This window comes from Halorubrum sp. Ea1 (genome assembly GCF_002252965.1).
GTDB lineage: Archaea > Halobacteriota > Halobacteria > Halobacteriales > Haloferacaceae > Halorubrum.
In genome coordinates, this window is record NZ_NHPG01000083.1 from 1 (window position 1) to 13001 (window position 13001).

At 69.2% G+C, this 13001-nt stretch carries 17 protein-coding genes and 1 tRNA gene; 13 read left to right on the plus strand and 5 right to left on the minus strand.

Annotated features, from left to right (window positions below; all coding sequences use genetic code 11):
• Positions 1-421: 421 nt before the first annotated feature.
• The 5 genes from gatB to DJ73_RS10520 all read left to right on the plus strand — a co-directional run bounded on the left by gatB (position 422) and on the right by DJ73_RS10520 (position 4216).
• Complete coding sequence (gene gatB, locus DJ73_RS10500) at positions 422-1909, plus strand: Asp-tRNA(Asn)/Glu-tRNA(Gln) amidotransferase subunit GatB (RefSeq protein WP_094525010.1); 1488 nt, start codon at positions 422-424, stop codon at positions 1907-1909.
• A 33-nt stretch (positions 1910-1942) separates the two neighbouring features.
• Complete coding sequence (locus DJ73_RS10505; RefSeq protein WP_094528151.1) at positions 1943-2191, plus strand: ubiquitin-like small modifier protein 2; 249 nt, start codon at positions 1943-1945, stop codon at positions 2189-2191.
• Entirely contained in the window at positions 2188-2778 is a 591-nt protein-coding gene (locus tag DJ73_RS10510) for a GNAT family N-acetyltransferase (RefSeq protein WP_321166845.1), read from the plus strand. Before DJ73_RS10505 ends, DJ73_RS10510 begins: the two co-directional genes overlap by 4 nt.
• An 80-nt stretch (positions 2779-2858) precedes the next feature.
• Positions 2859-3302, plus strand: coding sequence for a hypothetical protein (locus DJ73_RS10515; RefSeq protein WP_094525012.1), 444 nt, complete (start codon positions 2859-2861; stop codon positions 3300-3302).
• A gap of 134 nt (positions 3303-3436) precedes the next feature.
• The gene (locus tag DJ73_RS10520) at positions 3437-4216 is read left to right on the plus strand and encodes a 23S rRNA (uridine(2552)-2'-O)-methyltransferase (protein ID WP_094525013.1); all 780 of its coding nucleotides are present in this window, start codon (positions 3437-3439) and stop codon (positions 4214-4216) included.
• 67 nt (positions 4217-4283) lie between these two features.
• Here DJ73_RS10520 and DJ73_RS10525 read toward each other — a convergent pair whose 3' ends face one another.
• Positions 4284-4892 carry a dihydrofolate reductase gene (locus tag DJ73_RS10525; protein WP_094525014.1) on the minus strand — a complete coding sequence of 203 codons (609 nt, stop codon included), beginning with the start codon at positions 4890-4892 and terminating at the stop codon, positions 4284-4286.
• 48 nt (positions 4893-4940) lie between these two features.
• The gene (locus DJ73_RS10530; protein WP_094557921.1) at positions 4941-5999 is read right to left on the minus strand and encodes an ornithine cyclodeaminase family protein; all 1059 of its coding nucleotides are present in this window, start codon (positions 5997-5999) and stop codon (positions 4941-4943) included.
• A gap of 224 nt (positions 6000-6223) precedes the next feature.
• On the opposite strand from DJ73_RS10530, the gene DJ73_RS10535 reads away from it, so the two are divergent.
• The 3 genes from DJ73_RS10535 (at position 6224) to DJ73_RS10545 (ending at position 8004) form a co-directional block, all read left to right on the plus strand.
• The gene (locus DJ73_RS10535) at positions 6224-6655 is read left to right on the plus strand and encodes a hypothetical protein (protein WP_094525016.1); all 432 of its coding nucleotides are present in this window, start codon (positions 6224-6226) and stop codon (positions 6653-6655) included.
• Entirely contained in the window at positions 6639-7049 is a 411-nt protein-coding gene (locus DJ73_RS10540; RefSeq protein WP_094525017.1) for a HalOD1 output domain-containing protein, read from the plus strand. Before DJ73_RS10535 ends, DJ73_RS10540 begins: the two co-directional genes overlap by 17 nt.
• Positions 7050-7191: 142 nt before the next feature.
• On the plus strand, positions 7192-8004 hold the full coding sequence (locus tag DJ73_RS10545; RefSeq protein ID WP_094525018.1) for a molybdopterin-synthase adenylyltransferase MoeB: 813 nt from the start codon (positions 7192-7194) through the stop codon (positions 8002-8004).
• 67 nt (positions 8005-8071) lie between these two features.
• Here DJ73_RS10545 and DJ73_RS10550 read toward each other — a convergent pair whose 3' ends face one another.
• The gene (locus DJ73_RS10550; protein ID WP_094525019.1) at positions 8072-8482 is read right to left on the minus strand and encodes a hypothetical protein; all 411 of its coding nucleotides are present in this window, start codon (positions 8480-8482) and stop codon (positions 8072-8074) included.
• A gap of 169 nt (positions 8483-8651) precedes the next feature.
• Here DJ73_RS10550 and DJ73_RS10555 point away from each other — a divergent pair, with 169 nt between their 5' ends.
• The 5 genes from DJ73_RS10555 (at position 8652) to thsB (ending at position 11903) form a co-directional block, all read left to right on the plus strand.
• Positions 8652-9032 (plus strand): Rid family detoxifying hydrolase, encoded by a 381-nt coding sequence (locus tag DJ73_RS10555; protein ID WP_094557922.1) that lies wholly within the window; start codon positions 8652-8654, stop codon positions 9030-9032.
• A complete protein-coding gene (locus DJ73_RS10560) occupies positions 9033-9377 on the plus strand; it encodes a hypothetical protein (protein WP_094557923.1) in 345 nt (114 codons plus the stop codon).
• 27 nt (positions 9378-9404) lie between these two features.
• A tRNA-Ser gene (locus DJ73_RS10565) sits at positions 9405-9486 on the plus strand.
• Positions 9487-9710: 224 nt separating this feature from the next.
• Positions 9711-9875 (plus strand): hypothetical protein, encoded by a 165-nt coding sequence (locus tag DJ73_RS20330; RefSeq protein ID WP_170938361.1) that lies wholly within the window; start codon positions 9711-9713, stop codon positions 9873-9875.
• Positions 9876-10256: 381 nt separating this feature from the next.
• Positions 10257-11903 carry a thermosome subunit beta gene (thsB, locus tag DJ73_RS10570; RefSeq protein ID WP_094557924.1) on the plus strand — a complete coding sequence of 549 codons (1647 nt, stop codon included), beginning with the start codon at positions 10257-10259 and terminating at the stop codon, positions 11901-11903.
• 223 nt (positions 11904-12126) lie between these two features.
• Here thsB and DJ73_RS10575 read toward each other — a convergent pair whose 3' ends face one another.
• Positions 12127-12717, minus strand: coding sequence for a 50S ribosomal protein L15e (locus DJ73_RS10575; RefSeq protein ID WP_094525022.1), 591 nt, complete (start codon positions 12715-12717; stop codon positions 12127-12129).
• Between the two features lie 92 nt (positions 12718-12809).
• Positions 12810-13001: hypothetical protein (locus DJ73_RS20635; RefSeq protein WP_217900438.1), on the minus strand; the 192-nt coding region annotated here is incomplete at its 5' end.

Here is a 13001-nt window from a genome sequence, read left to right on the forward strand (position 1 = left end):
CGCCAGCGACAGGGCGAGAGCAAAGCTCTCGCTTGCAACCGGCGCTACGCGCCGGTGACGAGGCTGGGGAGGCGTGAGGTACGGTCGCGGTGCAGGCGGGCGGGACTCAAAGGGGCAGCCGGGAGGCGGGCGCAGGCGACGCAAGCACCGCAACGAGGGAGCGAACGAAGTGAGCGACCGAGTGAGGAGCACAGCGAGCGTGCGCCCGCCTCCCGGCTGGGGCTTTGGAGGTGTTCTCCGTCGGTCCGTAATCAACGATTTATAACCGTGCGACCGGAGCTTTGGAGGTGTTCTCCGCACCACCGACGGGAACGACGGAGAGAAAGGGGCCACGAACGCCGGAATCCACCCAACTCCGGCGGTAATACACGACGTATCGGTCCCGACACGATTTAGGTGGCCCGCCCGCAACGGGTCGGTAATGAGCACTCAGGCCGCGACGGAGGAGCGGACGGTCGTGATCGGGCTGGAGGTCCACGTCCAGCTCGAGACCGACACGAAGATCTTCTGCGGCTGTTCGACGGAGCCCGGAGACGAGGAGGAACCGAACACGCGCACGTGCCCGACCTGCCTCGGGCTCCCGGGCGCGCTGCCAGTCCTGAACGAGGCCGCCGTCGAGGCCGCGGTGAAGGTGGGGAAGGCGATCGACGCCGACATCCCCGAGACGACGACGTTCCACCGGAAGAACTACTACTACCCCGACCTGCCGAAGAACTTCCAGCTCACCCAGTACGACGCCCCGATCTGCCAGTCCGGCGAGCTCGAGGTCCGCGTCGACGGCGAACCGCGGACCGTCGGGATCACCCGCGCGCACCTCGAGGAGGACCCCGGGAGCCTCCAGCACGCCGGCGGCTCCATCGAGTCGGCGACGCACACGCTCGTGAACTACAACCGCGCCGGGACGCCCCTGATGGAGATCGTCACGGAGCCCGACTTCCGGTCGCCGGCGGAGACCCGAGCGTTCCTGGCGAAGCTGGAGGAGGTCCTCGAATATCTCGGCGTCTTCGACCCGACCCGCGACGGGAGCCTGCGCGTCGACGCCAACGTCTCGCTCGTCCCGGCGGACCGGGTCGCCGACGACGGGGCGATCACCGACGACGCCCTCGCGGACGTGAACCGCGCGGAGGTGAAGAACATCTCCAGCCACAAGGGCGCCGAGCAGGCGCTCGCGTACGAGGTCACCCGACAGGAGAACGTGCTCCGTCGCGGCCGCGAGATCGAACAGGAGACGCGCCACTGGGACGAGTCGCGCGGCGTCACCGTCTCGATGCGCTCGAAGGAGGCCGAGAAGGACTACCGCTACTTCCGGGAGGCCGACCTCCCGGCGCTGGAGGTGTCGGACTGGAAGGAGCAGATCCCGATCCCCGAGCTGCCGGACGCCCGGCGGGAGCGCTTCCGCGAGGAGTACGGGCTCGACCGCGAGTCCGCCTCGAAGCTCACCTCGACGAAGGCGGTCGCGGACTTCTTCGAGGACGTCGCCGAGTCGTTCGACCCCGACCTCGCCGCGACCTGGGTCGCCGACAACCTGCTCGGCGAGCTCAACTACCGAGAGATGGCGATCACGGACGTCGAGGACCGGCTCGACGAGTTCACGCGCCTGATCGAGCTGGTCGACGCCGAGGAGCTCACCGTCAAGAACGCCGAGGAGGTCGTCTTACGCGAGATGCTCGACGCGGGCGAGGACCCCGAAACGGTCATCGAGCGCGAGGGGCTCGGCGTGGCCGACTCCGGCGAGGTCGAGGCCGCCGTCGACGCCGCGATCGACGACAACCCGGACGCAGTCGCCGACTACCACGACGGCGACGAGGGCGCGATCAACTTCCTCGTCGGTCAGGTGATGCAGGCGACGGGCGGCAGCGCCGACCCCGGACAGGTGAACGGGCTGCTCCGCGAGCGGCTTGACGGGTAACCGAATGCGTACCACCGACGAGGCGCTCCGCCGATGAACGTCGCCGTCGATGTCGTCGGCGAGGGGACCCGCGAGGTCGACCTCGACGCCGACGCGACCTACGCGGACCTCATCCGCGAGGCGGGATACCACCCGCAGGAGGCGTCGGCCCTCGTCGACGGCTCGCCGGTCCCCGGCGACCGCGTCGTCGACGCCGAGGAGGTCCGGCTGCTCCGACTGGTAAAGGGAGGCGCGACGGACGGCGACGCGAGGGACCGGACCGCGGCGAACGACGGCGCGTGAGCGGGGAGCGAGACGCGGACGGCGCGGACGGTGCAGACGACGCAGACGGCGCGGACGGTGCAGACGACGCGGACGGCGCGGACGGTGCAGACGACGCGGACGGCGCCGGCGACACCGCGGCGACGGCCCCCGGCGGGTTCGCGGTCGAACCCGCCGACCCCGACGACCGGCTCGACGTCCTCCGCGTGCTCGACGCCGCCATGCTGGAGACGGACCCCGAAGTCGTCGACGCCGCGATCGACGCCGGCGACGCGCTCGTCGCCCGATTCGAACGGACGGGCGCGGTCGTCGGCGCGCTGGTCGCGACGCGACCCGAACCGGAGCGACTCCGCGTCGACGCCGTGGCCGTCAGGCGGGCGCGTCGCGGTCGCGGGGTCGGCTCCGCGCTCGTCGCCGCGGCGGTCCGGCGCGCCGAGCGCGACGCCGGTGTCTCGGTCGTCTCCGCGGCGTTCGACCCCGGTCTCCGGGGGTTCTACGAGGGACTCGGATTCGCCGTCCGGCCCGTCGACGCCGCTACCGACGCCACGGGCCGGGGTTCGGACCGCCTCGCGGGACGGGTGCCGGTGAACGGGCGCGACCGGTCGTGAACCGCCCGCAAGCGGCGCGTCCGACTCCCGGCTGACTGACCTTTTTCTACGTGGTATGTGTACACATATCTCACTCAAGAATGCCCTCTACATCCGGCTCATCCGAGACGTCCGGTGGTACCGACGTCGAGACGGCGGACTCCGAGGACGGTCCGCGGCTTCGAGTAACCGCGTCGGTGGGCTCGGCGAGCGACCGCCGTCCCGGCTACCACCACCGCGTCCGCGTCGCCGCGCTCGCGGCCGAACGCGAAGCGCTCGACGAGCAGGTGGACGCGCTCAGGGCCGAGATGGAGGCGCTCGAAGCGGAGGTCGAAGCGCTCGAACGAACCGTCGAGTCGAAGGACCGACAGCGACAGCAGGTGATCGACAACTACGAGACGATCGTCGCGAACCGATCGGAGCCCGACCGCGAGTCCGAGTCGGAGTCCGCGACGGCGGCGGAGTCGACGGGGCGGGGACCGCTGGCCGCGGTCGCGTCGCGGATCAAACGAGTGATAGCGCGGGTACGGCGCTCGGACGAGTAGCCGGAGCCCGCGTCCGATCGGGGAGAGCTCGCATCCGATGTCCATTTCCGGGTCGACCTCCTCGTTCCGGGTATGAACGCCGATTCGCCCGCGGTTTCGACGAACGCCCGACCGCGATCCGTGGTGGGAGACGTATGAGCGGAAAAGACGAGTACTACAACCGGTCGAAACAGCAGGGGTACCGGAGCCGGGCCTCCTACAAGCTGAAACAGCTCGATGAGAAGTCGGACCTCTTCGAGCGCGGCGACACCGTCGTCGACCTCGGGGCCGCCCCGGGCGGGTGGCTCCAGGTCGCCGCCGAGGAGGTCGGCGAGTCGGGGACCGTCGTCGGCGTCGACCTCCAGCGCATCGACGACCTCGAGGAGCACGACGTGGAGACGATCCGCGGCGACATGACGGAGGAACGCACCCGTCACTACCTCCGCGAGGCGGTCAGCGAGGGCGGCGCGGACGTGGTGCTCTCGGACATGGCGCCGAACATGACCGGCGAGTACTCCCTCGACCACGCCCGGTCGATCCACCTCGCGCGGCAGGCGTTCGACGTGGCCGAGGAGCTGCTCGCGCCCGGCGGCGACTTCGTGGTAAAGGCTTTCCAGGGAGAAGACCTCGACGCCTTCCGCGAGGACGTCCGCGCGGAGTTCGAGTACCTCCGGACCGTCTCACCGCCCGCCTCCCGGGACTCCTCCTCGGAGGTGTACCTCGTCGCCAAGGGGCTCAACACCGCTCCCGTCGAGGCGGGCGACCGGCTGGAGGTGACGATCGAGGAGCTCGGCGACGAGGGCGACGGGATCGCGTACGTCGAGGGGTACTCCGTCTTCGTCCCCGGCGCCGGGGTCGGCGAGACGCTGACTGTCGTCATCGACGAGGCGAAGCCCCGGTTCGGCTTCGCCGAGCGCGTCGACGACGGCGAGTAGCGGCCCTCTTTTCGGCCGGTCGGCGACGAGTAGCGGCCCGCTTTTCGGCCGGTCGGCGACGTATCGCTCAGGAGGCGTCCGGGCGCCGGGCCCACTCGCGGAGGGTGAACCCCTCGTAGTCGGTCTCGTCCGCCACGCGCCACTCCGTCTCGTCCCACGCGGGGAACCGAGTGTCGCCCTCGTAGGCGCCGTCGATGTGGCTGAGGGCCATCCGATCGACGTGCGGCTGGAACAGCTCGTAGATGGCCCCGCCGCCGAGGACGTAGACGGGGGCGTTCGGGTCGGCGTACGGAACGTCGTCGGCCGGGCCCGTTCCGGCGGGCGACGTCTCGCCGGCGACGGCGGCGTCCGTTCCGCCGGCGACGCCGTCCGCCGCTCCGAGGCCGGCCCGCTCGCCGACGAGCTCGCGGGCGAGCGAGATCGCCTCGTCGACGCCGTCGGCGACCACCGCGGTCGGCACGTCCACCGCGTCGACGCTGCGGCTCACGACTATCTGTCGGCGTCCGGGGAGGTCACCGCGCATGGAATCGAAGGTCCGTCGACCTAAAATGACCGGCGAGCCGGCGACGCGTTCGCGATACTGGCGGATGTCCTCGGGGAGATCCGGCCACGGGACGCCGCCGTCGTTCCCGATCACCCGGTTCTCCGCGAGCGCGGCGACGCTGACGAGTTGCACGGGATCGGTAGGGGCGGCGGCGGTAAAAAGCGGTCGGGGCGTCCCCGGCTACTCCGCGAGGCCGAGCAGGTCGAACGGGTAGCCGTTGTCGACCGCGTCGGCCTGCTCGTAGACGACGCGGGCGGCCGCCACGTCTTGGATCGCGAGGCCGGTGGAGTCGAAGACGGTGACGCCCGCGACGCCCTCGGCGCCCGTCCCGGGGGCGCTCCCGCCGGCGTCGATCCCCGCCCGACCGGGGCGGGTCCCGACGACGATCTCTCCGATCTCGCCGTAGATGTCCTCGTCCGTGAGCGTCCCCGTCGCGTAGGGGACGTTGATCTCGCCGGAGTGGGTGCACTGCTCGTGGTCGTCGATGACGACCGTGGCGTCCAGCAGGAGCTCGTCAGCCAGTTCGTGTTTCCCCGCGGCGTCGGCGCCCATCGCGTTGATATGGGTGTGATCGCCGACGTCGTCGGCGCCGACGACTGGGTCCTCGACGGGCGTCACCGTCGAGAGCACGTCGCAGTGACCGGCCTCACTGATCGAACCCGCCCGCACGTCGAACCGGTCGTCGAAGGCGTCGACGAAGCGAGCGACGCGCTCCTCGTCGAGATCGCTCACGACGACCTCTCGGATGTCTCGGACCTCGGCGATGGCCTCCAGTTGGGTGTACGACTGGACGCCGGCGCCGACAATCCCGAGCGAGGTCGCGTCGGGGACCGCGAGGTGGTCGGTGGCGACGGCGGCGGCCGCGCCCGTTCGCTTCATCGTGAGCGTCGTGCCGTCGAGGATCGCCAGCGGGAACGCCGTCTCGGGGTCGGAGTAGATCATCGTCCCCATCACTGTCGGGAGGTCGTGGTCGGCGGGGTTGTCGGTGTGGACGTTCACCCACTTGATTCCGGCCGCGTCCCAGCCGGCCTCCTCGTCGGTGTCCTCGGTCCTGACGTCGAGGTAGGCCGGCATCGACCGGAAGTCGCCGTTGTACTCCGGGAGGTCGATGTACGACTTCGCGGGCATCTTCGCGTTCCCGCGCTCGTAGGCGGTGAACGCGCCGCGCACCGCGTCGATGACGCGGTCCATGCGAGCGTTCTCGTCGACGTCGTCGGCGTTCAAAAGCAGCGTCTGCATGTCGCAAGCTTTGCCAGAGGAGTACTTGAACCCTGTTGAATCGACGGCGGGGACGGGGACCCCGGAGTCGGACCCACAGGCGGCGATGCGTCGGGTGTCCACCGGAAACGCTGCGTCAGTGGTTCCGTTGGAACCCGTAATCGAGGAAGTATTCGCACATTCTACTGATATTATATATTAAGCTGACACAGGATTTTAATACCTCGGTGCGCCTTCGAAAGACGATGACTGACGAAGTCGAGACCGGGTTCGAGAATCCGGTAACTGAGGTATGCTCTCCCCAGCAGATGCTGGAGTCAGATCACGTCTACGAGGTGTTAACTCATGCTCGGCGTCGATACGTCTGTTATTCGCTTCTCGGAGACGCGGAGCGGTCGCTGACCGATCTGGCGACGAAGATCGCCGGGTGGGAGAACGACGTCCCCGAACGCGCGGTCACCGAGCGACAACGAGAGCGGGTGTACATCGCCCTCTATCACGCGCACGTCCCCAAGTTGGTCGAGGAAAACGTCGTCGCGTTCGACGAGGCGAGCGAGACGATTTCGCCCGCCGAGAACGCCGACCGAGTCCTGGCGGCACTCGAAGGGACGGGGAGCGCTCTCGACGGCGATCGACGGGCGCACGGTCGCGGTTCCAGGGATGACGGGGACCGGTGACCCCGCGGCGACCGGTGATGGCGATCCGCTTCCCGACGGAGGCGCTCGCTGGCGTCAAGTCGTCGAGCGACGCCACGAACCCGAGCGAGACGACGGACTCACGACGGCGATCGTCTCCGCGATCGCGGACGCGGGGAACGTCTCTCCGAGCAGCCTGAAATCCCCGCCGTTGTACGAGGTGGTCGACGCGGCCGAAATCGAACTGGCGTTCCTCGGTTTGAACGCCGGTGAGAGCGCCCGAAGAGGGACGGGAAGCGTCGAGTTCCGCTACACCGAGTACCTCGTCGAAGTCGGGAGCGACTGGTGGATACGGGTCTACGAGCGGATCGAGGCGGGGGACCCGGATCCGAATACGTCGCCCGCGGAGGAGGTCGACGACGCCGGCGGACTGTGATCGAACGGTCCGCCCGTCAGACGGGCTCCGGAATCGCCGACGACTGCGGGGAGACGGGCTCCGGAATCGCAGACGACTGCGGACGCGAACGGCGCGGAGGGCCGGGAACACGATTATACGGTCTCACCGTCCATATCGACCCATGAGTCTCTCGCTCGACGCCGACCAACTCGATCGGTACTCCAGGCACGTCATCATGGACGAGGTCGGCCCGGAGGGGCAGAAGCGGCTCCTCGACGGGCGCGCCCTCGTGGTCGGGGCGGGCGGGCTCGGCGCGCCCGTCGTCCAGTACCTCGCGGCCGCGGGCGTCGGGACGCTCGGGGTCGTCGACGACGACGTCGTCGAGCGCTCGAACCTCCAGCGACAGGTGATCCACGGCGACGCCGACGTGGGCGAGCCGAAGGTCGACTCCGCGGCGCGGTACGTCGACCGACTCAATCCCGATATCGACGTGGAGACGCACGAGACGCGCCTCGACGAGGGGAACGTCCACGACCTCTTGGCCGGATACGACCTCGTCGTCGACTGCGCGGACAACTTCCGGACGCGGTACGTCGTCAACGACGCGGCCCGCATCGAGGGGCTCCCCGTCGTCCACGGAGCGATCTACAAGTTCGAGGGGCAGGCGACGACCCTCGTCCCCGACGGCCCCTGCTACCGGTGCCTGTTCCCCGAGGCGCCCGAGCCCGGAACGGTTCCCGACTGCGCGGCGACGGGCGTGCTCGGCGTGCTTCCCGGCACGGTCGGCTGCATCCAAGCGACCGAGGCGATCAAGCTCCTCCTCGACGCCGGGGAGACGCTCGACGGTCGGCTCCTGTTTTACGACGCGATGGACCTGACCTTCGAGACCGTCCCGTATCGTCGCAATCCGGACTGTCCGGTGTGCGGCGACGACGGTATCGAAACGATCGACGGGATCGACTACTCGGGCGGCTGTCGCGTGGACGCGGACTAGCGGTCGCGTCGCTCCCGCCGCGATCCGTGGACGCGGCCGGCCGAAGCGGGGTCGATCCGACCGCCGCTCACAGCGAGCGCTCGGTCATCGTCGGGCCGCCCGCGGCGCCCGAGCCGTCGGCGGCGAACCCCGACCGGACGCACCACCGGCAGTAGCGGAAGTCGGGGCGGTTCTCGGCCCCGCAGTGCCGGCAGACGACGGTCTTCCCGTCGACGTCGAGCGGCGGCGGATCGCCGTTCGGGTCGGCTCCGGTCGCCGCCGAGCCGGCGTCGGCGCCCGCGGCGAACTCCGGACCGGCGGCCAGGGCGCCGTCCGCGTCGCCCTCGGCGTCCGCGTCCGACGGCGACGAGTCGCCGGTCGAGCCGAGCGCCCCGGGCGGCTCCCAGTCCCGTCTCGCGAGGAACCACGCGAGCGCGACGTTGGCGGCGAGCACCGCGACGAACACCGCGGCGACCGGAAGGAGGTTACCTCCCGTCATGTGTCGTGTGTTAGCAGGCGAGGAATATATGACCAGCGGTGAGCGCGGGGTGACCCGTCCCGGTCCGCCCGAGGGGCCGTCCGATCTCGTCGGGATCCGCTCCGGTCCCGAGCGGCGGTCCGCTCCGGTCCCCGGTACTCTTAGTGCGGCCCGCCGAACGGGAGGGCGTATGAAGGAGATCGTCCACACAGACGCGGCGCCCGAGGCGGTCGGAGCCTACAGCCAAGCGACGACGACCGGCGAGCTCGTGTTCACGGCCGGGCAGATACCGCTGACGCCCGGCGGCGACCTGCTCGACGACGCGCCGATCGCCGAGCAGACGGAGCGGGCCCTCGACAACCTCGTCGCCGTGCTCGACGAGGCGGGCGCGACGCCGACGGACGTGCTGAAGACGACCGTCTTCCTCGACGACATCGACGACTTCGACGAGATGAACGAGGCGTACGCGGGCTACTTCAACGAATCGCCGCCGGCGCGGTCGGCGGTGCAGGCTGGCGCGCTCCCGAAGGGCGTCGGCGTCGAGATCGAGGCCGTCGCCGCCGTCGAGTAGATGGGCGGCGAGGGCGGCGAGGACGGCGAGGACGGCGAGGACGGCGAGGACGGCGAGGACGGCGAGGACGGCGAGGACGGCGAGACCGGAGGGAGAGCAGACGCGGCGGAGCCCCCCGCACGGCCGACGAGGCGCGCCAGAGCAAAATCGGCCGCGCTGTGGGGTATCGTCGGCGGATTCGCCGTTCTCGTGCTCTCGCAGGGGTTCCTGATCGTCGCGGGCGACCTCCCCGTCGGATACGGCGGGATAGTCGGGTTGGCCGCGGCGGTCGCCGTCGCGTCGGGCGGAATCGCTTACGCGGCCGAGCACCGACTGCGGGCGAAGCGCGTGAAGAGAAGGACTTAACAGTCACAGCGGATTACCTCAGACTGAGCCAGGATGGCCGAGTGGTAAGGCGCACGCCTGGAAAGCGTGTTCCCTTCCGGGATCGGGGGTTCAAATCCCTCTCCTGGCGTTCCTTGACGACGCAAACCGACGAGCGACGCGTGCCGTCTCCGCTTCGTCGCTCAACGTCCTCGTCCCTCCGTCGCTCAACGTCCTCGTCCCTCCGTCGCTCAACGTCCTCGTCTCTCCGTCGCTCAACGTCCTCTGACGTCGCTAGACCGGTCGTACGTCGCTGAACCGTCTCGTATCTCGACAAAAGACTCATATGTGTGGGTATAGTTGACACGGGTGACGATGCCAGACACGAAATCGGGTCGCGAGCGGAAAGGGAGGAACAAGCGCCGACAGCTGGAGAGCCGCCTCAACCGACGCGAGCTGGACGCCGCCGAGGAACCGCCGGAACCGTCCCTCGACGAGGTCGACTCGGAGTACCTCGACGAGGACGAGTTCGATCGGTGAGCGCTCGCGACCGAACGCCGCCCCCGCTTTTCATCCGTGACTGAACTCCGCGAGCGACGCGTCTACGCCGCTACCTTCCGCGGTTGACGCGCCCGCGCCGCTTCCTGCAGAGGTCGACCCGACGCCGAGAGCCGCGTGTCGTCGGTCGCGTACCTCGGTATCGCGGCGAGCGACGAGCGACGACACATATAAACGAGCCGGGTTCAGCGGTCGTGCTCCGGTGAAGATCCGTGCTAACTATCCTCATAAATGTCGAGAGAGCGAACCGGAGTCATGCGGTTTCCGAGGTTCGCGGACCGTCGGTCCGGGCTCCGCTCGATCGCTCCTCAACGACGGGTTTATATAGAATCACAATCAATCAAACGCTGTATGAGCCAGCGAATGCAGCAGGGTCAGCCGATGATCATCATGGGCGACGACGCCCAGCGCGTCAAGGACAAGGACGCACAGGAGTACAACATCTCCGCGGCGCGCGGCGTCGCCGAGTCCGTACGCTCGACGCTCGGACCGAAAGGGATGGACAAGATGCTCGTCGACTCGATGGGCGACGTCACCATCACGAACGACGGCGTCACCATCCTGCAGACGATGGACATCGACAACCCGACCGCCGAGATGATCGTCGAGGTCGCCGAGACGCAGGAGGACGAGGCCGGCGACGGCACGACGAGCGCGGTCGCGATCGCGGGCGAACTGCTCAAGAACGCCGAGGACCTCCTCGAGCAGGACATCCACCCGACGGCGGTCATCAAGGGCTTCAACCTCGCGAGCGAGTACGCCCGCGAGCAGGTCGACGAGGTCGCCACGCAGGTCGACCCCGACGACACGGAGACGCTCAAGAACGTCGCCGAGACGTCGATGACGGGCAAGGGCGCGGAGCTCGACAAGGAGACCCTCGCCGACCTCGTCGTCCGCGCGATCCAGGGCGTCACCGTCGAGGCCGACGACGGCTCCCACGTCGTCGACCTGGCGAACCTCAACATCGAGACCCGCACCGGCCGCGCGGCCGGCGAGTCCGAGCTCCTCTCGGGCGCGGTGATCGACAAGGACCCCGTCCACGACGACATGCCGACCGACTTCGAGTCGGCCGACGTCCTCCTCCTCAACGACCCGATCGAGGTCGAGGAGGCCGACGTCGACACCTCCGTCAACGTCGACTCTCCCGACCAGCTCCAGAAGTTCCTCGACCAGGAGGAGAAGCAGCTGCGCGAGAAGGTCGACCAGATCGTCGACAGCGGGGCCGACGTCGTCTTCTGTCAGAAGGGGATCGACGACCTCGCCCAGCACTACCTCGCGAAGGAGGGCATTCTCGCGATCCGCCGCACGAAGAAGTCCGACCTGGGCTTCCTCAAGAACGTGCTCGGCGCGCCGATCGTCACCGACCTCGACTCGCTCTCCGCGGAGGACCTCGCGGTCGGCTCGATCGAGCGCGACGAGGAGGAGGGGCTGTTCTACGTCGAGGGCGAGGACGCCCACGGCGTCACCCTCCTGCTGTACGGCACGACCGAACACGTCGTCGACGAGATCGAGCGCGGCATCGAGGACGCGATCGACGTGGTCGCGACGACCGTCTCCGACGGCCGCACGCTCCCCGGCGGCGGCGCCATCGAGGTCGAGCTCGCCCGTCGGCTCCGCGACTACGCCGACTCCGTCTCCGGCCGCGAGCAGCTCGCGGTCGAGGCGTTCGCCGACTCGTTGGAGCTCATCCCCCGCGTGCTCGCCGAGAACGCCGGACTCGACGCCATCGACCTCCTCGTCGACCTGCGCGCGGCCCACGAGGCCGGCGACGCGCACGCCGGGCTGAACGTCTTCTCCGGCGAGGTCGAGGACACCGCCGAGGCCGGCGTCGTGGAGACGGCCCAGGCGAAGGAGCAGGCGATCGCCTCCGCCGCGGAGGCCGCGAACCTCGTGCTGAAAATCGACGACATCATCTCCGCGGGCGACCTGTCGACCGGCGGCGACGACGACGAGGGCGGCGCCCCGGCCGGCGGCATGGGCGGCATGGGCGGCATGGGCGGTGCGATGTAAGCGAGGTTCCGTAGGAAGACACCACCAGCGACCCGCTCCGACCGCGTACCGCCGTTCGAACACGCACGCTCGCGTTTCCCCGTTTTCGTTTTTTCACGAACCAGTCACGGAGAGCCGCGGCGCTCGTCGGTCGAGCGCTGCGAGCAGAGAACTGCGCAAGCCGCGGCGGCGTTGTCACTAAGCGGCTGATAAACGGGGAAAATCCGGCGGGACCGCGGTCGGCTTACTTGCCCTGACGGTCGTTGCCGGTGACGCTCGGACGGGTCTTCTCCGTGCCCTTGCCGCGCGTGCGCTGGCCGCGGCCCTTCGTGCCGGCAGAGGTGAGCCCGCGGAAGGCGCGCCCGCGGTGGTCGTCCGAGGTGATCCACCCGAGGTCGTCGTCGTTCTCGATCGCGGGGTGGGCGGGGTCCACGAGGATCACTTCGTGCCACTTCTGCGAGCCGTCCTCGCCGACCCAGTAGGAGTTGAGCACGCGGAGGTTGCGGTACTTCCGCGAGGCGCGCTCCTCGGCGATCCGGTGGATCGACTTGCGGCGCGAGAGTCGGTTGACGCCCTGTCGCTTCGAGCGGCGACCGGCCTTGTGACGCTGCTTGCGCGAGCCGCCCTTGCGGACGCTCACGCGAGCGACGATCACGCCCTGCTTGGCCTTGTAGCCGAGCTCACGGGCCTTGTCGAGGCGCGTGGGGCGCTCGATGCGCTCGATGGCGCCCTCGTCGCGCCACTGCTGTTTTCGCTGCCACTGCAGCTCTGCCAGTTTCCCCTCCTTGGGGGACCGCCACGCCTCCTTGATGTGCGAGTAGAAGCTTCGTGCCATATGTTGTCCGCGGACGGTTGCGATTCAGCCGCGAAGCGGCCACATTTCGTCTCGTCCCGGGGAGCGTCGACGGCGTTGACGAGCTCCGCTCGTCAGCCCATCAGACGCGGTCTGATGACGTCGACGAGGCCCCGGCGGCGAGTGCCCGCTGTGTCCGCACCAGCGAGTTGCTCGTACTTCCCGCGGTTCGCCCTTAACCGCTTCGCTACGGCGTTCGCGTGGGTGGGCGTGGCACGCGAGGACGCGGCCGCGTCGTCATAACCCTGAGCGATCGATGGGGCGCT